The following is a 20,530-nucleotide window of genomic DNA, read 5'->3' as shown; positions in this document are numbered from 1 at the left end:
ATTCTTATGAGAAAAAGAGCAATTGATATTTGGGTTGGGTTATTTGTCGCTATTGGCCTATTGGCTGCTTTATTTTTAGCGCTAAAAGTGGGGAATATGAATGCGATTTCATTTCAACCTACTTACACTGTAACGGCGCGCTTTGACAATATTGGTGGGCTAAAACCACGTGCGCCAGTAAAAAGTGCCGGGGTAGTCGTGGGTCGGGTGGGCAGTATTTCTTTTGATGACAGTACATATCAAGCTACTGTACTTTTAACCCTAGATACAAATTATAAATTTCCGCAAGATTCCTCGGCCAAAATTTTGACTTCGGGTTTGTTGGGCGAGCAATATATCGGTCTTGAGGCCGGTGGCGCTGACCAGATGTTGGCGCAAGGTAGCAAGATTACCCAGACTCAATCAGCCATCGTGCTTGAAAGTTTGATTAGTCAATTTTTATATAACAAAGCTGCCGATAGCGGACAAGATAAAGGCAGCACTACAGGCGCAAGTAAGTGAAAATAGTTTTACGGCGTGCTTTAGTGACGCTCGTGTCGACGCTGTTATTCGCTTGCGCTAGCATTCCTGCTGGCACTCAACCCTCTGAGGCCGATCCTTGGGAACCCATGAATCGAGCTGTATTTGCTTTTAATGAGGTGCTCGACGAATATTTACTCAAACCAATTACGGCGGCGTATCGTTTTATTTTGCCTGAAATAGTACGTACTGGTATTTATAATGTTTTTGGAAACTATAACGATATTTATACTGCCTTAAATAATTTATTACAAGGTAAGCCCGCTTTAGCATTTAATGATTTCATGCGCGTAATGGTCAATACCATTTTTGGTCTTGGGGGCTTGCTCGATGTTGCTACCCCCGCAGGCCTGGATAAACACAAAGAAGATTGGGGTCAAACCTTTGGGGTTTGGGGTGTGCCTGCTGGGCCCTATGTCGTGTTACCCTTCTTTGGTCCAAGTTCGGTACGCGATACTTTTGGCACGGTTGCCGATCTCGAATCCGACTATTTATTTACATACGTAAAAGATATTGGTTTACGCAACTCAATTACTGCGTTGCGAGTAATTAATGCACGTAATACGTATTACGAAGCCGGAGATTTGCTAGATGGTGCGGCAATCGATAAGTACACCTTTTTAAGAGATTCTTATATTCAGCGGCGCGCATATCAAATTAATGACGGACGTACTACAGATGAAGAGCCATTAATGCCGCCTTATGAAAATCCATACGAGTAATTTTAGGCTAGTAAGGCTAAAATTAGCACTCGATTGTTGAGATCCATTATTGCTAGAAAGTGTAAACATGTTGAAAGTAATAGCTTGGGGACTTTGTTTGTTGAGTGCGGTAGCCTTGGCGCAGGGTGTAACTAGTCCCGCCCCAGTTACTCCGCCCGATATGTCAACGCCTGACGGCATGATTAAAGCGGTGGTAAGCGAGGTAATGGCAGCCGTGAAGGCCGACCCCGAAATTCAAAAAGGTAATATTCCCCGCATTGTTGAATTAGTTGAAAAGAAAATTGTGCCCAATGCTGATATGCGTCGGACAACTGAAATGGCTATGGGCGCGAATTGGAAAAAAGCAACTCCCGAACAGCAAACTCAACTCATTCAGGAGTTCAAAACATTATTAATGCGTACGTATTCTGGCGCGATTAGTCAATTACGCGAGCAAACAATCCAGTTCAAGCCTTTGCGGGCAGCTGCAGACGATAAAGAGGTTACTGTTAAAACGGTGGTGCTGGGGCGTGGCGATCCGGTGCCCTTAGATTACCGCTTAGAAAAAACTGCGAATGGCTGGAAAGTCTATGACATGAATATTATGGGTGTTTGGCTCATTGAGGCATACCGTAATCAATTTACAAATCAAATTAGCCAAAATGGTATCGATGGACTGATTAAGTTTTTGCAAGAGCGTAATAAAGCACTAGCCGCTGGTAAGCCGAGTTAATTTTTTACTAGCCAATTTCCGTTCATGCCCTATTTTTTGCCTGCCACTGTAACCTTAAAAAATGCTAGTCAGATTGAGGCTGATGGCTTAGCCAATTGGGCACATGTAAATGAAATTGATTGTGTCAACCTGAATCAATTCGATTCGTCCTTGTTGGCAATTTTATTAAATTGGCGAAAAAAACGCTTAGCAGATCAGGGTTATTTTTTAATCCTCAATGCGCCACCTAAGTTAGCGGTCTTAGCTCGCGTTTATGGCGTGGCAGAGTTGTTGGGCTTGCCCGCATGACGCTAGCGATTCGGGTTGACCATGTTTCTAAAAGCTATGGCGAATTACGTGCTTTAAATGATATCTCGCTTGAAATAGAGCAGGGCGAATTTTTTGGCCTACTTGGCCCGAATGGCGCAGGTAAAACGACCTTAATTTCAATTTTGGCAGGTTTATGTAGGGCTGACACGGGCTTGGTTGAGGTGATGAATACTAATATCCAAACTGATTTCCGTTTAGCGCGCAGACTCCTGGGGGTAGTACCTCAAGAGCTAGTCTTCGACCCCTTTTTTACAGTGCGTGAGGCCTTACGTTTTCAATCAGGCTATTTTGGACTACGTAATAATGAGGATTGGATTGATGAAATCATGGCCAATCTTGACCTTACCAGCAAAGCGAATAGTAATATGCGGACGCTGTCGGGCGGCATGAAACGCCGCGTATTAGTAGCACAAGCCTTGGTACATCGCCCCCCTGTTATCGTGTTAGATGAACCTACTGCTGGGGTTGATGTCGAGTTGCGTCAGTCCTTATGGCAATTTGTTAGCCGCCTTAATCAAGATGGGCACACTATTGTCTTAACTACCCATTATTTGGAAGAAGCTGAAGCCTTATGTCAACGCATTGCGATGCTCAAGCAGGGGCAAATTGTGGCCTTAGATACCACCGCAAACTTACTGAACCGCTATGGGGTTACAGCTAAAAGTGGCAGTGCAGACGTAGACCTAGAAGATGTTTTTGTCAATATCATGGCGCGTGATTTAGCATGAAGTCGATGCCAATTACATACGCTAGCGGCTTTCCTACGCTCTTGTATAAAGAGGTACTCCGCTTTTATAAAGTCAGCTTTCAAACTGTGGCTGCTCCAGTATTAACGGCCATTCTGTATTTGTTGATTTTTGGACAAGTCTTACAAGGCAAAGTACTGGTCTATGAGCGCATTAGCTACATTGCGTTTTTAGTGCCCGGTTTAGTGATGATGAGCTTATTACAAAATGCTTTTGCTAATACATCATCATCACTCATTCAGTCGAAAATAATGGGCAATTTAATTTTTGTGCTCTTAGCGCCATTAAGCTCATTTGAGTTTTATGCCGCATATGTGCTGGCCGCAATCGTGCGCGGTATCGCAGTAGCATCAGGAGTTTTATTGATCACCATCTGGTTTGTGCCACCGAGTTTTGAATATCCACTCTGGATCGTGGTCTTTGCATTATTAAGCGCAGCGATATTAGGTGGCATGGGATTAATTGCTGGCATTTGGGCCGACAAATATGATCAGTTAGCAGCCTTTCAGAATTTTTTAATCATGCCGGCGACAATGTTATCTGGGGTTTTTTATTCGATTCATAGCTTGCCACCAGTTTGGCAAATGATTTCGCATTTCAATCCATTCTTTTATATGATTGATGGTTTTCGCTATGGCTTTTTTGGCGTGTCTGATATTTCACCATGGACTAGCCTCATGATCGTGGGCGGGTTTTTTATCGCAGTTTCAGTCATTGCCGTACGTTTATTACAAACGGGCTTCAAATTACGTTATTAAAAATCAAATTGGAATAAACATGTTGCCTACACCAGAACAAATTGAGTCATACATTAAACAGAGTATTACTTGTACTCATTTAATGGTTGAGGGCGATGGCCAACATTTTTATGCCACGATTGTGAGCCCTGATTTTGAAGGTAAGCGCTTAGTTCAGCGTCATCAGCTGGTTTATGCAGCGATGGGTGAGCGCATGAAGGCCGAGGTACATGCACTTTCTATTAAGGCATTTACGCCGACTGAATACCTTGAAAATCCTCCGGCCTAATCAGCGCTGCCGCTATGGATAAGTTGCGCATGATTGGTGGCACCCCTTTACATGGGGAGGTTTTAATTGCGGGCGCAAAAAACGCTGCCTTACCGATTTTATGTGCCAGCCTCTTAAGCGCTGAACCGATCGAGCTAGAGAATGTACCCGACCTGCAAGATGTGCGTACTATGCTCAAAATTTTGCAACAAATGGGGGTGACAGTTAGCTTCCCTGAGCCCACTAAACGCAGTCGAATAATCTTACAGGCAGCCCATATTCCGCGCCCCGAGGCAACTTATGAGATGGTCAAAACCATGCGGGCCTCTATTTTGGTTTTAGGGCCCTTGTTAGCCAGAATGCATAGTGCCAAGGTATCTTTGCCCGGCGGTTGCGCAATTGGCGCGCGACCGGTTGATCAGCACATTAAAGGTTTAAAGGCCATGGGTGCGAGCATCAAAATTAAAGGCGGATATATTCAGGCGCAAGCCGAACGCCTTTTGGGAGCCACAATTTTGACCGACATGATTACGGTTACTGGCACTGAAAATTTATTAATGGCGGCTTGTTTGGCTCAGGGCACCACCATTTTAGAAAATGCAGCACGCGAACCCGAGGTTGGTGATTTGGCTGAATTACTCGTGAAGATGGGAGCCCAGATTTCAGGTTTGGGCACCGAGCGTTTAGTGATCGAGGGAGTCGAACGACTGCATGGCGCGCAACACACCATTATTCCGGACCGCATTGAAGCCGGTACATTTTTATGTGCTGTAGCCGCCACAGGGGGGGAGATTTTGGTGAAGCACTGCCGCCCTGATAATTTAGAGGCCTTGCTAGCGAAGCTGAGAGAGGCGGGCTTAAAAATGGCAATCGGCCCCGATTGGATTAAGGCAAGTATGGCTGGTCGCCCTCAGGCAGTGAGTTTTGCAACCTCCGAATACCCTGCTTTCCCGACCGATATGCAGGCGCAGTTTATGGTCTTAAATGCCCTAGCCAGTGGCAGCGCCACCATGACCGAAACCATTTTTGAAAACCGCTTTATGCATGTGCAGGAACTCAATCGCCTGGGCGCCGAGATTGCGATTGATGGCAATACTGCCATGGCCCAAGGGGTTGAAAGCCTCTCAGGCGCTATTGTCATGGCTACCGATCTGCGGGCCTCAGCCAGTTTAGTCATAGCTGGCTTGGCAGCGCAAGGCGAAACCCAAGTTGAGCGTATTTACCATCTCGATCGGGGATATGATCGTATGGAGCAAAAATTGACACAATTAGGCGCGAACATCCAGCGCATGAAATAATTGCCTGATGAAGTTAACTCTAGCCCTTTCGAAGGGGCGTATCTTCGAAGAATCAATGGCAATCCTCAGTCGGGTTGGAATTCGGCCCTTAGAGGATCCTGAAAAATCACGTAAGCTCATTCTTGAGACTTCGCATGCCGATGTTCGCCTAATTATTGTGCGGGCTGCCGACGTACCGACCTATGTGCAATTTGGCGGTGCTGACTTTGGCGTCGCTGGCTTAGATAGCTTGCTTGAAAAAGGCAGCGAAGGTTTATATGTGCCACTTGATTTAGGTATTGCGCAATGTCGTATGTCCGTTGCTGTCCGCGCTGGCTTTGATTACGCTGCAGCAGTTCAGCAGGGCTCGCGTTTACGTGTGGCCACTAAATATGTAAATTGCGCGCGCGATCACTTTGCCAACAAAGGCGTTCATGTTGACACCATTCAGTTATATGGCTCGATGGAGTTAGCGCCTTTAGTTGGTTTGGCTGACGCGATCGTCGACTTGGTTTCAACGGGCAATACTTTAAAAGCCAATGGCTTGGTTGAGGTTGAGCGCATTGCTGATATTAGCGCGCGCTTGATTGTTAATCAGGCTGCTTACAAACGTAAGCGTAGCCAAATACAGCCTCTTCTAGACCAATTGCAGCCATGAGCGCAAGTGTGAAAATTCAGCGGCTTGAAAGCGGTGCGGCTAATTTTCAGCAAACCCTATTAGCTAGCCTATCTATTCCGCTTGCGGAAGATGTCGCAATTGATCTTAAGGTAGCGGAAATTATTCTAGCAATTCAAACTCATGGCGATCAGGCTTTACTTAAGTACACCAGTCAATTTGATCGCTTGCAGGTGCAAACCGCCCGCGCTTTAGAAATTCTGCCTAGCGAACTTGAAAAGGCTTACCTGCAATTGCCCGCAGACCAGTCTCAGGCTCTGAATAGTGCAGCCAAGCGTATTCGTAGCTACCATGATCAGCAACGCTTGCATGCTGGTTGTCAAACTTGGGATTACACCGAAGCCGATGGTACGCGGCTGGGACAAAAAGTGACTCCGCTGGATCGAGTAGGTATTTATGTGCCAGGGGGAAAAGCGGCCTATCCCTCATCCGTATTAATGAATGCTATTCCAGCCAAAGTGGCTGGGGTAGCTGAAGTCATTATGGTGGTGCCAACTCCCGCTGGCGTTCGCAATAATTTAGTCTTAGCAGCAGCGTGCTTAGCTGGAGTTGATCGGGTGTTTACTATAGGTGGTGCTCAAGCAATTGCTGCTTTAGCTTATGGTACAGCCACGATTCCTGCGGTCGATAAAATCGTCGGACCTGGCAATGCCTATGTTGCTGCCGCTAAGCGCAGGGTGTTTGGTCAGGTTGGGATCGATATGATTGCAGGACCATCAGAAATTTTAATTATTTGTGATGGCACTAGTAATCCCGATTGGGTGGCAATGGATTTATTTTCACAAGCAGAACATGATGAGCTGGCCCAATCAATCCTAGTTTGTCCTGATGTCAATTTTATCAATCAAGTCGATGCGAGTATGCAAAAACTCTTGCCGGAAATGCCACGCCAAGAAGTCATTCGCGCTTCTTTATCGAAGCGGGCATTGTTCATCCAGGTAGATGATATGCAGCAGGCTTGTGAAATTGCCAACACCATAGCACCTGAGCATTTAGAAATTTGTGCACAAAATGCGCGGCAATGGGCAGAGTTGATTCGCCACGCCGGCGCCATCTTTATGGGTAACTACACCAGTGAATCGTTGGGCGATTATTGTGCCGGACCAAACCATGTATTACCAACCGCCCGTACGGCACGCTTTTCTTCGCCATTAGGTGTGTACGATTTCATTAAGCGGTCAAGCATGATTGAAGTAAGCGAAGCCGGTGCGCAAACCTTAGGTCAAATCGCTAGTGCCATCGCCCATGGTGAAGGTTTGCAAGCCCATGCTCGCGCCGCAGAAATGCGTCTCAAAAAACCTGGCGCTTAGCGCTGAATAAATACTAAACAATTTCTTGCAATACTTGAATGAGTTCAGCGTTTTGCTCATCTGTGCCAATCGTAATGCGTAAAAAATCTGCGATGCGCGGTAAATTAAAGTGCCGCACGACGATCCCTCTGGCCCTGAGAGTTTGATATAACTCAAGGCCAGTATGTTTGGGGTGGCGGGTAAAAACAAAATTGGCAGTCGAGGGAATGGTATTAAAACCTAGTCGATCAAGAGCGGCAATTAATTCCTGGCGGGTAGCAATCACTTTAGCGGACATGGCTTCTAAGTACTGTTGATCTGCAATAGCTGCGCGTGCGCCAGCTTGCGCTAAACGTCCCAAGGGATAGGAATTAAAACTATTTTTCACCCGTTCTAAGGCCTCAATGAGGCGGGGATGACCCATGGCAAAACCCACCCGTAAACCTGCCAAGGCTCGGGATTTTGAGAGCGTCTGAATCACTAATACATTTTCTGGGCAGCCGGCCCCTTGCAATAGTGGCACGCAAGATTCCGTACCGTAATCGACATAGGCCTCATCAATCACGATGACTGAATTGGGATTAGTTTGAATTAGGCCAGCTATGGCTTTGCTTGCTAAAGCGCGCCCGGTAGGCGCATTGGGGTTAGGAAAAATAATCCCGCCATTCGGCTTGGCATAGTCCTCTAGGCAAATTTCAAAATTACTTCCTAAGGGAATAGTTTGCGCCTGAATGCCAAATAGCTTGCAGTACACCGGGTAAAAACTATACGTAATATCCGGAAATAAAACAGCTTGCTCGTGCTTCAAAAGACCTAAAAAAACATGCGCCAAGACCTCATCAGAGCCATTTCCTAGAAAAATTTGTTCAGTCGCTAGGCCGAATTGCTCGGCAATGATTTGCTTTAGTTCGCAACCATGAGGATCGGGATACAGCCGCAAATCAGGCGTATTTTGCTCAGCAATGGCTGCGAGCACCATGGGCGAAGGTCCGTATGGGCTTTCATTGGTATTGAGCTTCAGCAGCCGCTTCAATTGAGGCTGCTCACCAGGCACATAGGGGGTAAGGGTGTGTACGACAGGGCTCCAAAAGCGACTCATGGGTTTAGGGTGGTGTTAGGGGGTGCAGTGTGAAGGGATAGTGCTGGGCAAGTGAGAATGATATTATGAGTCTTCAATCAATACTTCGCCTTTCGGCGCACTGAAGCATGCGGCAAGCCGACGTTACACGCAACACCTCAGAAACAAAAATCCACATTGCGCTCAATCTGGATGGTACTGGACAGGCTGAATTAGCCTCTGGTGTGCCCTTTCTTGATCACATGCTCGACCAAATTGCGCGCCATGGCATGATTGATTTAAAGGTCAGCGCCAATGGAGATACCCATATTGACGATCACCATACGGTCGAAGATGTCGGCATTGCTTTGGGACAGGCAATTGCCAAAGCGGTCGGCGATAAAACGGGCATTACCCGTTATGGCTATGCTTATGTGCCTTTGGATGAGACGCTATCAAGAGTGGTGATCGATTTTTCTGGACGCCCGGGCCTCGAGTTTAATGTGCCCTTTACCCGCGCGCGCGTGGGCGATTTTGATGTCGATTTAAGTATTGAGTTTTTCCGTGGTTTTGTGAATCATGCGGGGGTTACTTTACATATTGATAATTTACGCGGCGTGAATGCACATCATCAAATCGAAACAGTTTTTAAGGCTTTTGGGCGTGCTTTGCGCATGGCTTTAGCGATTGATCCGCGCGCTCCCAGTCTTGTTCCATCCACCAAGGGAAGTCTGTAATTATTTTCAAACCAGTTGAGAATAGCAAGATGCACCCTTTAAAACCAAAAACTGAAGGCCGCTTTGGCACACCATATTGCCATCGTTGATTACGGCATGGGAAACTTGCGCTCGGTTTATCAGGCGCTTAAGCAAGTGGCACCCAATACCGAGATTTTAATCGCGCGCACTGCTGCCGAAATTCAGCAAGCTCAACGGGTAGTTCTGCCTGGACAAGGAGCCATGCCCGACTGCATGAAGCATTTACATACCTCTGGCTTGCTTGAGACTGTATTAGCTGCCGCAAAAACTAAACCCCTATTAGGCATTTGTGTGGGCGAACAAATGCTCTTTGACAGTAGCGCTGAATCCTCTAGAGCAACAGCGACGCCGTGCTTAGGATTAATTTCTGGCAAGGTCGAGCGTTTTGCTTTGGCTGGTCGCTTGCAGGCCGATGGCGCAGAATTTAAAGTCCCCCATATGGGCTGGAATCAAGTGCGGCAAGATAAGCCTCACTTTCTTTGGACTGGTATACCCGACCTTAGTAATTTTTATTTTGTGCATAGCTATTATGCTGTGCCAACCAACCCAGAAGACACCGTGGGTTCAACCGAATACGGCACATGGTTTGCTTCTGCCGTGGCGCGTGATAATATTTTTGCGACCCAATTTCATCCGGAAAAAAGTGCAGAATACGGTTTAATGCTGTATCGTAATTTTGTCGCTTGGCAACCTTAGATTAACTACCTATATCGATTTTATTATGCTGCTAATACCTGCAATTGATATCAAAGATGGGCACTGTGTACGTTTAGAACAAGGCGACATGGAGCGTGCCACGGTTTTCTCTGAAGACCCAGCTGCGATGGCAAAACATTGGCTTGCCAAAGGCGCACGGCGTTTACATTTAGTTGACTTAAATGGCGCTTTTGCGGGCAAACCTAAAAATGAATTAGCGATTAAAGCGATTTTAAAAGCAGTAGGCGATGAAATACCCGTTCAACTCGGTGGTGGTATTCGCGATTTAGAAACCATTGAGCGCCTCTTAGATGATGGCATTCAAACCATCATTATTGGCACAGCAGCAGTAAAAAATCCCGGTTTTTTACAAGATGCGTGCACTGCATTTAGTGGTCATATTATGGTTGGTATCGATGCGCGCGACGGTAAAGTTGCCACCGACGGGTGGAGCAAGCTTACTGGGCATGAGGTAATAGATTTGGGTAAGAAATTTGAAGACTATGGAGTTGAAGCCATTATTTATACCGATATTGGTCGCGACGGCATGTTGCAAGGGATTAATCTCGAAGCGACTTTAAAATTGGCGCAAGCTGTGCGAATTCCCGTCATCGCTAGTGGGGGATTATCTAGTAACGCCGATATCGATGCCTTGTGTGCGATTGAAAACGAAGGCGTGATGGGCGTGATTGCAGGACGTTCAATTTATGCGGGCGATTTAGATTTAACAGTAGCGCAGCAATATGCCGACCAGTTGTCAGAAAAATTGCGGCATGCCCAACCATGATCATGGCTATTGATGTTAACTAAGCGCATCATTCCTTGCTTAGATGTTACAGCAGGGCGGGTAGTGAAGGGTGTGAATTTTATTGGTTTGCGTGATGCTGGTGATCCACTTGAAATTGCCCAGCGCTATAACGATCAAGGTGCCGATGAATTAACTTTTTTGGATATCACGGCCACTTCAGATGGTCGTGATTTGTTATTACCTATTATTGAAGCCGTAGCAGCTAAGGTATTTATACCCCTTACCGTTGGTGGTGGCGTTCGTACTGTGCAAGACGTGCGCCGCTTGTTGAATGCAGGCGCTGATAAAGTCAGCATGAATTCATCAGCGGTACATAATCCTGATTTGGTTTCCGAAGCTGCTGCCTATTACGGTTCACAATGTATCGTGGTAGCAATTGATGCCAAACAAACAGCACCTGGTTTTTGGGAAGTATTTACCCATGGCGGCCGTAATGCAACCGGAATCGACGTCTTGGCTTGGGCTGCTGAAGTAAGTCAACGCGGAGCTGGTGAAATTTTGCTCACCAGCATGAATCGGGATGGCACCCAAGACGGGTTCGATTTGGCATTAACGGCGGCAGTTTGTCAGGCAGTACCTATCCCGGTAATTGCATCTGGCGGGGTAGGTAATTTACAGCACTTAGTTGATGGCATTACCAAGGGACATGCTGATGCTGTGCTCGCTGCAAGTATTTTTCATTACGGTGATTTCACCGTTAAACAAGCAAAAGAATTTATGGCCAGTCAGGGCATTGCCGTAAGGCAATAAGGAAATAAGTCAAAATACCATTTATGACTTCATTTATACCCACACCTACTTTGCAAAGCGGCCCTTGGCTGGAGCAAATTCAATGGAATCAGCAAGGCCTGGTACCCGTTATTGCTCAAGAAGTTGGCTCAGGCGATGTCTTAATGATGGCTTGGATGAATCGTGAGGCTTTATTAGCTAGCCTGCGTTTGGGGCAGGCGGTCTACTGGTCGCGCTCACGCAATCAGCTGTGGCACAAGGGTGCAGAGTCAGGGCACACCCAAACCATTGAGGCTATTGGCCTTGATTGTGATGGTGACACCCTCTTGTTGCAGGTCATCCAAAAAGACCGGATTGCGTGCCATACCGGGGCGCACAGTTGTTTTTTCCAGGTCTGGGATGCTGCTAGCGCAAGCTGGCTTAATGACGGCATAAAATTAGCCAATGACTCAGGTAAATAAAAAAATGTCGGCCGATGCAAATCTAGATGCTGTCTTAGCCCATTTGGCTGATGTTGTAGAACAGCGTCGTGTCGCTTTACAAAATGGTACCGCAGACCCAAGTACATCGTATATCGCCGCCCTATTCAGCAAGGGCGACGATGCCATTCTGAAAAAAATTGGCGAAGAGGCCACCGAAACTGTAATGGCGGCAAAAGATTCTCGACAGGCCAATTTAAGCCCCGCAAAGCAAGCGCTTTTGGTTGGGGAAATGGCCGATTTATGGTTCCATTGCCTAGTTGCCCTAGCGCAATTTAATCTCCGCCCAGAAGACGTGTTAGCCGAGCTTACGCGTCGTGAAGGGGTTTCAGGCATAGCTGAAAAAGCCGGTCGAAAACCCGTATGAGCGTTTTAAGCCATGATCCTGATTGTTTATTTTGCAAAATTATTGCCGGGGTAATTCCGGCGCGGAAAATCTATGAGGATGATGAAATTTTCGCTTTTCACGATATTAAGCCGGCAGCCCCAGTTCATTTTCTAATGATTCCTAAAAAGCATTTACCGATGCTAGCGTCGGCAACGCACATTGACGCCCCTTTGCTAGGTAGAATGATGGCATTAGCCCCTCGTCTTGCTCAAGAACAAGGTTGTCGACCGGGTGAAGATGGCGGCTTTCGTTTAATGGTCAATAATGGCGCAGATGGCGGGCAAGAAGTCTATCACTTACATTTGCATGTGATGGGCGGTGAGCGGCCCTGGAAAAAGTAAGCAAGCTGATTGATTTAAGGAGAAAGAAATGGGTTCATTTAGTATTTGGCACTGGTTAATTGTGTTGGTTATTGTGATGCTAGTTTTTGGTACCAAAAAATTACGCAATATTGGTACCGATTTAGGTGGCGCGGTGAAAGGCTTTAAAGATGGCATGAAAACCAGCGAGGAAGCTAAAGCTGAACAAATTCCCCAACAGGCTGCCAATGCCGCAGAAAAGACGGTCGATGTGCAAGCCAAAGATCTGAATAAATAGTTTTCATGATCGCCTGTAAATGATTGATTTAGGGGTTTCAAAGCTTGCCTTAATAGCAGTGGTAGCTTTAGTGGTCATTGGACCTGAGCGTTTACCCAAACTAGCCCGCATGGCAGGGAATTTGTTTGGTCGAGCGCAACGCTATATGGCTGAGGTGCGCAGTGAAGTCAATCGACAAATTGACTTAGATGAATTTAAAAAGTTGCGTGAAGAAAGTGCCGCAGCCATTAAAGATGTGGAAAGTAGTTTAAGCTCTACTTTTACCGAAGCTGGTGCGCACTTAAGTGATCAAGCTGATAGCTACGACTATTCCACCAGTAACAATACTTTTCCAGTTGGTTTGCAGATTGATGAAAACAAAGTATTTCGTGATAGCTTGCGTCAAGGCCGTGCCAGTTGGCGAGTTCGCCAAGCAGCGCGGCCACTGTGGTACAAACATGCCTCTGGAGTACGGCTGCGGGTGCAGTCGGGAGCGGCACGTATGAAGCGGTTTCGGCATAGCGCCGCGCAATAATGTTGAGACTAAATCATGCATGACCCTAGCGCCCATAATAATACGCAGCAGGACAATACCCAGCAAGCCAATACCAATTCAGATAATGCTTCTCCAGCCAGTGAGGGCTTGCAAGAAACTTTTATTTCGCATTTAGTTGAGCTGCGTGACCGCATTATTAAAGCAGCGCTTGCCATCATCATCATTTTTATGAGTTTGGTGTATTGGGCGCCGGAAATTTTTCATTTGTTTGCCCAGCCTTTATTAGCAGCTTTACCCAGCGGTGGAAAAATGATCGTGACTGACATTACAGGTTCCTTTTTTGTGCCGATGAAAGTTACCATGTTGGTTGCGTTTGTCATTGCCTTGCCAGTAGTGATGTATCAACTATGGGCTTTTATTGCGCCTGGACTATATACCCACGAACGCCGTTTAATCGTGCCTTTGGTCGTTAGTAGTTATTCTTTATTCATTATTGGTATGTCGTTCGCTTATTTTTTAGTATTCCCCACCGTCTTTAAATTCATGGCGCACTACAACGCTCCGCTAGGCGCCGAAATGCTGACCGATATCGATAACTATTTAAGTTTTGCAATGACCACCTTCTTAGCATTTGGGATTACCTTTGAGGTGCCCGTAGTTGTCGTGGTATTAGTGCGTATGGGTGTTGTACCCTTAGCTAAGCTTCGAGAAATTCGTCCATATGTGATTGTCGGTGCCTTTGTCGTTGCTGCAGTCGTAACGCCCCCCGATATTTTGTCGCAATTATTGTTAGCAGTTCCTATGTCTTTGTTGTATGAGCTCGGCTTATTTATTGCCCGTTTCTATGAAAAAAAACCTGCTCAAGTCAGCGACAAAGAGGCAACTGATGGCGCGGCAACGAATGCTTAAAATCGAGATTATGTACATGTTTGCTTAGTGGCCACGACTTGGGATGGGCAATTTTTTGGCGGCAAGGTGGTGGGCAAAATTTTGCAGTAACCATTGACTTAAGCGCTCGAAGCGATAACGCCGCTGGCGTAAATTTCCTTCACCTGCAGCCAAAAACTCATCATCGTTCGGTTCGCGAATTACTGCTAATTGTTCTAGTGCTTTGCTTGCAGCAAAAAGACAACGACGCTGTTGGATGGTTTCAATTTGGGTGAGGCGTGGCAAAATTTTAGGCAATTCCCAACGCACATCTACCACCACACAATGTTCAAGTTGCAGCTGGTCAATTTCTGCCAACAATAACTCCGCTTTACTAAAATCAAATTGATTGGCAATCACAATTCGGTGGCACATCAGCATCCGTCCTCCAGTCAATTGATGATCGCTGTGTCGAGCCAAAGCGAGTTCAGCACATTGAGCCAAGTCAAACCACGCATTTTGTGCCGGGTTGGGACAGCTTAGTAAAATTTTCATCAATAAGGTATGGGCCGCTGTAATACCTTGTTGATGTGCTTGCCAGGCCCAATAAGAGGCTTGTAAGCCAGTGATTTTTTCCTGCAGCTTATCGCGTTTGCGCCATAAAGTGGCCGCTTTGCGAAACTGCGCTGCTGCATGCCCTAAGTCGGCAGCGCGATCAAAACAGCGATCACTTTCTTGGGCGCTATAACCTGAAAATTGGGGGCGACGATAAATTTCACCAAGTGCATACCAAGCTTGGGGATCTCCATCTTTGCCAGCCAACTCAAGCCAATGTACCGCTTTTTTCAGCGGCGCATTCGATTTACTCGAACCATTACTTTTTTCTGCTTGGATTTTAGGTTGTGCTAAACGTAAACCTAGGGTTAGTTTTGCAGTAGTTAGTCCTAACTCAGCCGCTTGTTGCAGCGCCGACTCATCTTGAGTCGACAGCCAGTTATTCCAAAGTGACGTGAGTAATTCATTTTTAGGCTGTAATTGAATTAATAGCTCTTTTGCTTTGTTCGCTAAAAAACTTTCTTCGGCAGCAATGATTTCTAAATAGCGCTTGCATTGGGTTTGTAGTTTTGCCAAGCCTTCAGTGTCACCGGGAAACCGTTTACTTAGCCATGCAGCCAATTGCTCCTGCAAGCTCAATTGCTGAGGATTTAATAAGAAATTAGCCAACTGCCAGCGGGCCTCACTATTACCCTCATGCGCTAACTCCCAAAATCGATCCCAAGCAAACTGAAATGATGGCGAGCCAAAAGTTGTCGCTAGCGGAATTTGCACTAATTGCGCAAACAATGCTCTAAGCGGGTTATTGGGGGGGTTACCAGGGGAATCAACTTGTAAGTGAGGAAGTGAGATTTTGCTTAGAGTGGCTAAATAGGCCTTTTCAAGCCAAACTAAGGCATTATTGGGCTGAATTGGGGTGTTAAAATAGCCCTGAAGATAAACTGCAGCCAGTTCTTGTTGCGCAAAAACATCACCCTGACGGGCAGAACGTAGTATTTTCAGGAATTCGCGACTTGCCATCTGACAATTTTGGCATCTAAATACCTTTAATACCCCAAAAATAGGGCCATGTTGTCGAGATACAACAAAGAAAACCAAAAAACTCCCTTTTCACAAGCAAAAAGCGGGGGTATCTGCCCTCAAGCTAAGTGGACCGCAGCAAAAGGTCGATACTTCATCAGTCCCGAATTTTTATGGGCGCATTCTTACTTTATGGAGATTTACGAATGAAAAAATCGCTATTTGCACTTGCCGCTCTCGGCGCTTTTGCTGGTGCTGCTTCGGCCCAGTCAAGCGTGACCGTGTACGGTGTTGTTGACGTTGGTTACTTAAATCAAAAGGCTACTGGCGCAGCTGCTAACGCTGCCGGTACTGTTGCCCCATCAGGCCAAGCTAATAGCGCCAGTTTTGGTAACTCGATGGAACAGACCAGCCGTTTAGGCTTTAAAGGTACTGAAGATTTAGGCGGCGGCATGATTGCCTTCTTTACTTTAGAAACTGATATGCAGCCTACTAACGCGTCGATGTCGTCATGGCAGACTCGTCAGGGCTTTGGTGGTATTGGTAAAGCAGGCGTAGGTCAGTTTGCTTTCGGTACTCAATACACCCCCATGTTTAACCAAATTGCCGCAACTGACGTTGGTAACACCAACAACATGCCCGGTAACGCAGTTTACCCAACCACAAACTCAGGTAATTCCTCAAATGCTACAGCACGTGGTTACACTGACGCATCTGGTGTTGGTGGTCAATCTGCTGGTGTAACGGTTCGTACGCAATCTACCTTGTCGGCTCAAACCGCAACGTTTAGTGGTTTCAAGGTTGCTGCTAACTACACCTTAAGAAACGATACCGTAACAGCCAACACTTCAGCTAGCCGTTTGCCAGTTACCAACAACTACTCTGGTTGGGGTTTATCTGCTGACTACACATGGCAAAAACTGTATGTTGGTTTAGCTTATCAAGCCTACAAATCAAACAATGAAGGTCAAGGTGGTGCAACCGCCGGCGCTTCAGCATCTACTCTTGCCACACCTGCTCCAGCAGCTTGGATTGCTGCATCGGGTGGTTCAAATACTCAAGACAATCAATACTACGGTGCTGCTACCTATGACTTTGGTATCTTGAAGGGCTACGTGCAATACGGTAACCGTAAGGTTGGTAGCGTTATTGATACCAGCTATTACGCTAAGCGGACTGCGCAACAGATTGGTGTTCGTAGCTTCATGACACCCACCATCGAAGGTTGGGCAGTTGTTGGTAATGGTAAAGCCTCCAGCTATGGTCGTGGAAGCCCAAGCGCTGGCTTCACCGCTTATCAAGTTGGTTTGAACTATTACCTCAGCAAGCGTACCAACTTGTACGCAATCTACGGTTCAAATAATGAATCAGCCAGCTCTGTTCAAGTTTCAACCAGAGTCACAGGCTTAGCTTTTGGTACACGTGTAACGTTCTAATTATTGTTAGTTAAGTTGTTAAAATACTAGTAATACATTAGTTCAGCATTAAATCAAACCCACTGTGGCAACACAGTGGGTTTTTTCATGGCTAAGCTTTATTAAGTCAGGCTTTGATGTAAATCCACAATTAAAATAATGCTAGCATTGATTTAATAGCGTTATCCCATGAATAATTTTGCATAGACTCGCGCACCTTTATGCGATTGATTTGTGCTCTGCCATGGTATGCGTCTTCCATTAAATCAACTATTTGATCAACAGAAGATTCACCCCAATCCAATAACCCAAGACCGTGAATTTGTTTTTGAACAGTTAGTGGAAAACAATTATCGGTCTTAATGATGTCAAGATGACCAGTATTTTTCGATATTAAACAAGGCAAGCCAGATGCAAGTGCCTCCATGGCAACGAGGTTAGTTCCAGCTTCACAGCGATTTGGAAATACTGCCAAATCTACCTCACGAAATACTTCTGGCATAAGCCTATTCGGCATTGCCTCGAGACAAATAATTTGCTCAGATTTAACTCCATTTCGAAGAATCCATTCATAAATAGACCTGCCCATATCATCGGAAATTTGCAAAGGTTCACAAATGCCTGAGTGATTTATAGATCCGGCAAATTGTCCTTCCCAAGGAGAGCGCCACGCGGTAATCAATACTACATCTTCATATTTTGAGGCTAGTTTCGCAAAAGCTTTTAGTAAAATATCCTGTCCTTTACGATATTCTAGTTTTCCCCCGCTAAAAATTACAAATTTATCTTTTAAGTATCGTTTTGGAGCTGGTTGAAATAACTTCAAATCAATGCCTTGTATTACGGTATGTACAATAATTTTCTCATCTTTTAATACCGAAGAATTCCAACTTGATCCAGAAATAATAGATTCAAATTTTCTTAAATTTTGAATCTCATTTGAAGGCAAAGGATTCGTTTCACTAAAAATTACACCAATGTTTCTATATCTATTATCGACAGTTGATTGATTTACATTACCAAGTGCGGTTAAAAAAAGATCATTATTTTTTAACTCAATATTGGTATTTGGACTTGGTAACTTTTCAGATAAGAACTTTACAGTTAAGGGGTCGATGGGATAAAGAAAAGAGGGGGGCTCAATAGGAATGACTTCAAAAGAATCGTTCATTGAACCGTAAATGAGAAGGTTTAAACCATAAATTCCCCACCCATAATGATCTGAAATACCCCAGTCAAAACATAGCTTACGTTTTGGTTTCATTGTGCTCTTTACTCAACATTCTTTAGAAAATATTAAATAGATTACTGTAACTCAAAGAATTTAAATACTCACTGTTTAAATCAATCCGAAGGGTAAATTTGCATTCTGGTGAGGCGATAGAATGGCTGAATGAGCCTGACTACAACTCACAATTAAAATTAATGGAAGCCTTATTAGATAGGAGATTTACAGTATTTTTGACACAACACAAAGGCTATACAAAATCCTTGGGTTGACCAAGGATTGTTAAATTGAGGGGTAAAAGGCGCTTAAAGCTCTGGCCAGGCGTTGCCTTAACCCCCTTGACTACAGCGTCAGTGACTGATGAGATGGGGGCAGGAATGGCCTAGAGGGGCTGATAACTCAGCCTCCAAGCCTTTTTAACTAGTAGCTTGGTTAGCTGCACAACCCACTGTGCCAAAACAGTGGGTTTTTTCATGGGCGATTAGAATTGAAGATATGTCAGCAGCGCATCCCCAACCTCATCACGGTTTGCAGCAGAGCAAAGCAGATCTTGCGCTGTTAACCCAATTACAGCAGGCCGAGCGATTTCTGCAAGATGGTCTTATCTCAGAGGCTCGCAAGTGCTATGAAATAATTCTTCAGGCTTATCCTCAACAAGCAGAGGCCCTCCATTTTTTAAGTTTAATTTATTTTCAGGCAGGAAATGCACAGGCTGCTCTACAAGCAATCGATGCAGCATTAGCAAGCTCACCAAATTATGCGCTCGCCCATAATAATAAGGGTAGTATGTTAATTGAGTTAAAGCAAGCACTGGCAGCTTTAGCTTGCTATGAACAAGCCATTGCTTGCGACCCCCAATTTGCACTTGCCCACTTTAATCGCGGGGTAACACTTTATGATTTGCGCAAATTAGAGCAAGCCATACAAAGTTATGATGCGGCAATTGCAATTGACCCCCAATATGTTCAGGCTCACAATAATCGGGCAAATACGTTAAAAGAGTTGCAGCATGTAACAGAGGCTATTGCTGGGTACAACCAGGCTTTATCGATCATGCCCAATTTTACCGAGGCCTATTGGAATCGAGCCTTAGCCTATTTGGTATTAGGAGATTACGAGCAGGGGTGGCCAGCGTATGAGTCACGCTGGCAATCCCCTGAATTAAGTCGTGCAGCAGGTGAGCGAAAACTGAATGGCGCACTCTGGCTTGGGCAAGAATCGCTGCAAGACAAAATTATTTTGCTTCATAGTGAACAAGGTCTTGGTGATGCAATTCAATTTAGTCGCTATGCTGAATTGGTGGCTAAATTAGGCGCCACAGTTATTTTAGAAGTTGAAAAACCCCTGATGACTTTATTTCAGACTTTAGCAGGCGTTTCACAAATAATTGAGAAAGGACAGCCCCTTCCCCCCTTTGACTTTCATTGCCCTTTAATCAGCTTGCCCTTTGCTTTTAAAACCACATTAAACAACATTCCCTTCGCTGAAAAATACTTAAGTGTCGACCCTGCTAAACAAATTTTATGGCAGAAAAAATTAGGGCCGAAAACAAAATTACGCGTTGGCGTGGTTTGGTCGGGGGGCTTACGCCCCAATCAACCAGAGGCCTGGGCCGTGAATGAAAGACGTAATATTCCATTGGCTTTGCTTGCGCCATTAAAAAATACGGCAATTGATTTTTATAGCTTGCAAAAAGGTCAACCGGGAGAGTCAGAATTAGCCGCCTTAAAAGCCGCTAATTGGGGCGGCCCTGATTTAATCGATTTAAGCGCAGATTTAGACGATTTTTCTGCCACTGCAGCGCTCATTGATCAGCTCGATTTGGTGATAACGGTAGATACGGCCGTCGCTCATTTGGCTGGAGCTTTAGCCAAACCCGTCTGGCTCTTGAACCGTTTTGATACCTGTTGGCGCTGGCTTTTAGACCGTAACGATAGCCCTTGGTATAGCTCCATGCGCCTATTTAGGCAAGGCCAACCGGGGCAATGGACGCCCGTGGTAGAAGCCGTCCAAGGTCAATTGCAGCAGCTCATTAGAAGTAGTTCAACAAGGTAGTTAGGCTAATTCTCAGCAGGGCGTAATTAAATACCAGGCTAAAAAGGCAATGTCAGATGAGGGTATTCCCCAAAATAGGACTTATTGGCCGCTAGGGGCTAGATAAAACCTTTAAAGTCTGCTAAAAATAGGGGTTCATTAAAACCCC

General features: G+C 45.5%; 25 protein-coding genes. 22 read left to right on the top strand and 3 right to left on the bottom strand.

Annotated elements, in window-relative coordinates; translation table 11 throughout:
• Nucleotides 1-6 precede the first annotated feature (6 nt).
• The 10 genes from mlaD to hisD all read left to right on the top strand — a co-directional run bounded on the left by mlaD (nt 7) and on the right by hisD (nt 7,276).
• Nucleotides 7-501, top strand: a complete 495-nt coding sequence (gene mlaD, locus LZT21_RS01325; protein WP_233923255.1) for an outer membrane lipid asymmetry maintenance protein MlaD — start codon at nt 7-9, stop codon at nt 499-501.
• A complete protein-coding gene (locus LZT21_RS01320; protein ID WP_233923254.1) occupies nt 498-1,241 on the top strand; it encodes a VacJ family lipoprotein in 744 nt (247 codons plus the stop codon). Before mlaD ends, LZT21_RS01320 begins: the two co-directional genes overlap by 4 nt.
• Nucleotides 1,242-1,308: 67 nt before the next feature.
• Nucleotides 1,309-1,953, top strand: a complete 645-nt coding sequence (locus LZT21_RS01315) for a phospholipid-binding protein MlaC (RefSeq protein ID WP_233923253.1) — start codon at nt 1,309-1,311, stop codon at nt 1,951-1,953.
• Between the two features lie 24 nt (nt 1,954-1,977).
• Nucleotides 1,978-2,241, top strand: coding sequence for a lipid asymmetry maintenance protein MlaB (locus tag LZT21_RS01310; RefSeq protein ID WP_233923252.1), 264 nt, complete (start codon nt 1,978-1,980; stop codon nt 2,239-2,241).
• The gene (locus LZT21_RS01305; protein ID WP_233923251.1) at nt 2,238-2,990 is read left to right on the top strand and encodes an ABC transporter ATP-binding protein; all 753 of its coding nucleotides are present in this window, start codon (nt 2,238-2,240) and stop codon (nt 2,988-2,990) included. Before LZT21_RS01310 ends, LZT21_RS01305 begins: the two co-directional genes overlap by 4 nt.
• A complete protein-coding gene (locus tag LZT21_RS01300; protein ID WP_233923250.1) occupies nt 2,987-3,766 on the top strand; it encodes an ABC transporter permease in 780 nt (259 codons plus the stop codon). Before LZT21_RS01305 ends, LZT21_RS01300 begins: the two co-directional genes overlap by 4 nt.
• Nucleotides 3,767-3,785: 19 nt before the next feature.
• Nucleotides 3,786-4,034, top strand: a complete 249-nt coding sequence (locus LZT21_RS01295; RefSeq protein WP_233923249.1) for a BolA family protein — start codon at nt 3,786-3,788, stop codon at nt 4,032-4,034.
• Between the two features lie 14 nt (nt 4,035-4,048).
• Nucleotides 4,049-5,311, top strand: a complete 1,263-nt coding sequence (gene murA / locus LZT21_RS01290) for a UDP-N-acetylglucosamine 1-carboxyvinyltransferase (RefSeq protein ID WP_233989121.1) — start codon at nt 4,049-4,051, stop codon at nt 5,309-5,311.
• A 7-nt stretch (nt 5,312-5,318) separates the two neighbouring features.
• Complete coding sequence (hisG, locus tag LZT21_RS01285; RefSeq protein WP_233923247.1) at nt 5,319-5,948, top strand: ATP phosphoribosyltransferase; 630 nt, start codon at nt 5,319-5,321, stop codon at nt 5,946-5,948.
• On the top strand, nt 5,945-7,276 hold the full coding sequence (gene hisD / locus LZT21_RS01280) for a histidinol dehydrogenase (protein ID WP_233923246.1): 1,332 nt from the start codon (nt 5,945-5,947) through the stop codon (nt 7,274-7,276). Before hisG ends, hisD begins: the two co-directional genes overlap by 4 nt.
• Before the next feature lie 13 nt (nt 7,277-7,289).
• Here hisD and hisC read toward each other — a convergent pair whose 3' ends face one another.
• A complete protein-coding gene (gene hisC / locus LZT21_RS01275; protein WP_233934857.1) occupies nt 7,290-8,354 on the bottom strand; it encodes a histidinol-phosphate transaminase in 1,065 nt (354 codons plus the stop codon).
• Nucleotides 8,355-8,461: 107 nt separating this feature from the next.
• On the opposite strand from hisC, the gene hisB reads away from it, so the two are divergent.
• From hisB to tatC, 10 genes are all read left to right on the top strand, one after another.
• Nucleotides 8,462-9,049, top strand: coding sequence for an imidazoleglycerol-phosphate dehydratase HisB (gene hisB / locus LZT21_RS01270; protein ID WP_233923244.1), 588 nt, complete (start codon nt 8,462-8,464; stop codon nt 9,047-9,049).
• Between the two features lie 63 nt (nt 9,050-9,112).
• Entirely contained in the window at nt 9,113-9,766 is a 654-nt protein-coding gene (hisH, locus tag LZT21_RS01265; protein WP_233989120.1) for an imidazole glycerol phosphate synthase subunit HisH, read from the top strand.
• 25 nt (nt 9,767-9,791) lie between these two features.
• Nucleotides 9,792-10,553 carry a 1-(5-phosphoribosyl)-5-[(5-phosphoribosylamino)methylideneamino]imidazole-4-carboxamide isomerase gene (gene hisA / locus LZT21_RS01260; RefSeq protein ID WP_233923242.1) on the top strand — a complete coding sequence of 254 codons (762 nt, stop codon included), beginning with the start codon at nt 9,792-9,794 and terminating at the stop codon, nt 10,551-10,553.
• Between the two features lie 12 nt (nt 10,554-10,565).
• Complete coding sequence (gene hisF / locus LZT21_RS01255) at nt 10,566-11,324, top strand: imidazole glycerol phosphate synthase subunit HisF (RefSeq protein WP_233934859.1); 759 nt, start codon at nt 10,566-10,568, stop codon at nt 11,322-11,324.
• 23 nt (nt 11,325-11,347) lie between these two features.
• Nucleotides 11,348-11,764 carry a phosphoribosyl-AMP cyclohydrolase gene (gene hisI / locus LZT21_RS01250; protein WP_233923240.1) on the top strand — a complete coding sequence of 139 codons (417 nt, stop codon included), beginning with the start codon at nt 11,348-11,350 and terminating at the stop codon, nt 11,762-11,764.
• Complete coding sequence (locus LZT21_RS01245) at nt 11,748-12,149, top strand: phosphoribosyl-ATP diphosphatase (RefSeq protein ID WP_233923239.1); 402 nt, start codon at nt 11,748-11,750, stop codon at nt 12,147-12,149. The genes hisI and LZT21_RS01245 overlap by 17 nt, the downstream gene beginning before the upstream one ends.
• Nucleotides 12,146-12,511, top strand: coding sequence for a histidine triad nucleotide-binding protein (locus LZT21_RS01240; protein WP_233923238.1), 366 nt, complete (start codon nt 12,146-12,148; stop codon nt 12,509-12,511). Before LZT21_RS01245 ends, LZT21_RS01240 begins: the two co-directional genes overlap by 4 nt.
• Nucleotides 12,512-12,539: 28 nt before the next feature.
• Complete coding sequence (gene tatA, locus LZT21_RS01235; RefSeq protein ID WP_233989119.1) at nt 12,540-12,767, top strand: Sec-independent protein translocase subunit TatA; 228 nt, start codon at nt 12,540-12,542, stop codon at nt 12,765-12,767.
• A 19-nt stretch (nt 12,768-12,786) separates the two neighbouring features.
• Nucleotides 12,787-13,281: a Sec-independent protein translocase protein TatB gene (tatB, locus tag LZT21_RS01230; RefSeq protein ID WP_233923236.1), complete on the top strand. Its 495-nt coding sequence runs from the start codon at nt 12,787-12,789 to the stop codon at nt 13,279-13,281.
• Between the two features lie 15 nt (nt 13,282-13,296).
• Nucleotides 13,297-14,151, top strand: coding sequence for a twin-arginine translocase subunit TatC (gene tatC / locus LZT21_RS01225; RefSeq protein WP_233934861.1), 855 nt, complete (start codon nt 13,297-13,299; stop codon nt 14,149-14,151).
• A gap of 24 nt (nt 14,152-14,175) precedes the next feature.
• Here the strand turns inward: tatC and LZT21_RS01220 are convergent, their stop codons facing one another.
• Nucleotides 14,176-15,684, bottom strand: a complete 1,509-nt coding sequence (locus LZT21_RS01220; protein WP_233989118.1) for a sel1 repeat family protein — start codon at nt 15,682-15,684, stop codon at nt 14,176-14,178.
• A 206-nt stretch (nt 15,685-15,890) separates the two neighbouring features.
• Here LZT21_RS01220 and LZT21_RS01215 point away from each other — a divergent pair, with 206 nt between their 5' ends.
• Nucleotides 15,891-17,120 carry a porin gene (locus LZT21_RS01215; RefSeq protein WP_233989117.1) on the top strand — a complete coding sequence of 410 codons (1,230 nt, stop codon included), beginning with the start codon at nt 15,891-15,893 and terminating at the stop codon, nt 17,118-17,120.
• Between the two features lie 130 nt (nt 17,121-17,250).
• On the opposite strand, the gene LZT21_RS01210 is transcribed toward LZT21_RS01215, so the two are convergent.
• Nucleotides 17,251-18,363, bottom strand: a complete 1,113-nt coding sequence (locus tag LZT21_RS01210; RefSeq protein WP_233989116.1) for a glycosyltransferase family 4 protein — start codon at nt 18,361-18,363, stop codon at nt 17,251-17,253.
• Between the two features lie 459 nt (nt 18,364-18,822).
• Between LZT21_RS01210 and LZT21_RS01205 the strand changes: the two genes are divergently transcribed.
• Nucleotides 18,823-20,382 carry a tetratricopeptide repeat protein gene (locus LZT21_RS01205; RefSeq protein WP_233989115.1) on the top strand — a complete coding sequence of 520 codons (1,560 nt, stop codon included), beginning with the start codon at nt 18,823-18,825 and terminating at the stop codon, nt 20,380-20,382.
• Nucleotides 20,383-20,530: the final 148 nt, after the last annotated feature.

This window comes from Polynucleobacter sp. IMCC 30228 (assembly GCF_021395205.1).
GTDB lineage: Bacteria > Pseudomonadota > Gammaproteobacteria > Burkholderiales > Burkholderiaceae > Polynucleobacter.
This window is presented reverse-complemented; position numbering and strand designations above follow the sequence as displayed.

Coding starts and splice junctions, on each gene's coding strand:
- mlaD (WP_233923255.1), top strand. CDS start 7: ATGAGAAAAAGAGCAATTGATATTTGGGTTGGGTTATTTGTCGCTATT.
- LZT21_RS01315 (WP_233923253.1), top strand. CDS start 1,309: ATGTTGAAAGTAATAGCTTGGGGACTTTGTTTGTTGAGTGCGGTAGCC.
- LZT21_RS01310 (WP_233923252.1), top strand. CDS start 1,978: ATGCCCTATTTTTTGCCTGCCACTGTAACCTTAAAAAATGCTAGTCAG.
- LZT21_RS01305 (WP_233923251.1), top strand. CDS start 2,238: ATGACGCTAGCGATTCGGGTTGACCATGTTTCTAAAAGCTATGGCGAA.
- LZT21_RS01300 (WP_233923250.1), top strand. CDS start 2,987: ATGAAGTCGATGCCAATTACATACGCTAGCGGCTTTCCTACGCTCTTG.
- LZT21_RS01295 (WP_233923249.1), top strand. CDS start 3,786: ATGTTGCCTACACCAGAACAAATTGAGTCATACATTAAACAGAGTATT.
- murA (WP_233989121.1), top strand. CDS start 4,049: ATGGATAAGTTGCGCATGATTGGTGGCACCCCTTTACATGGGGAGGTT.
- hisG (WP_233923247.1), top strand. CDS start 5,319: ATGAAGTTAACTCTAGCCCTTTCGAAGGGGCGTATCTTCGAAGAATCA.
- hisD (WP_233923246.1), top strand. CDS start 5,945: ATGAGCGCAAGTGTGAAAATTCAGCGGCTTGAAAGCGGTGCGGCTAAT.
- hisC (WP_233934857.1), bottom strand. CDS start 8,354: ATGAGTCGCTTTTGGAGCCCTGTCGTACACACCCTTACCCCCTATGTG.
- hisB (WP_233923244.1), top strand. CDS start 8,462: ATGCGGCAAGCCGACGTTACACGCAACACCTCAGAAACAAAAATCCAC.
- hisA (WP_233923242.1), top strand. CDS start 9,792: ATGCTGCTAATACCTGCAATTGATATCAAAGATGGGCACTGTGTACGT.
- hisF (WP_233934859.1), top strand. CDS start 10,566: ATGTTAACTAAGCGCATCATTCCTTGCTTAGATGTTACAGCAGGGCGG.
- hisI (WP_233923240.1), top strand. CDS start 11,348: ATGACTTCATTTATACCCACACCTACTTTGCAAAGCGGCCCTTGGCTG.
- LZT21_RS01245 (WP_233923239.1), top strand. CDS start 11,748: ATGACTCAGGTAAATAAAAAAATGTCGGCCGATGCAAATCTAGATGCT.
- LZT21_RS01240 (WP_233923238.1), top strand. CDS start 12,146: ATGAGCGTTTTAAGCCATGATCCTGATTGTTTATTTTGCAAAATTATT.
- tatA (WP_233989119.1), top strand. CDS start 12,540: ATGGGTTCATTTAGTATTTGGCACTGGTTAATTGTGTTGGTTATTGTG.
- tatB (WP_233923236.1), top strand. CDS start 12,787: ATGATTGATTTAGGGGTTTCAAAGCTTGCCTTAATAGCAGTGGTAGCT.
- tatC (WP_233934861.1), top strand. CDS start 13,297: ATGCATGACCCTAGCGCCCATAATAATACGCAGCAGGACAATACCCAG.
- LZT21_RS01220 (WP_233989118.1), bottom strand. CDS start 15,684: ATGGCAAGTCGCGAATTCCTGAAAATACTACGTTCTGCCCGTCAGGGT.
- LZT21_RS01215 (WP_233989117.1), top strand. CDS start 15,891: ATGAAAAAATCGCTATTTGCACTTGCCGCTCTCGGCGCTTTTGCTGGT.
- LZT21_RS01210 (WP_233989116.1), bottom strand. CDS start 18,363: ATGAAACCAAAACGTAAGCTATGTTTTGACTGGGGTATTTCAGATCAT.
- LZT21_RS01205 (WP_233989115.1), top strand. CDS start 18,823: ATGTCAGCAGCGCATCCCCAACCTCATCACGGTTTGCAGCAGAGCAAA.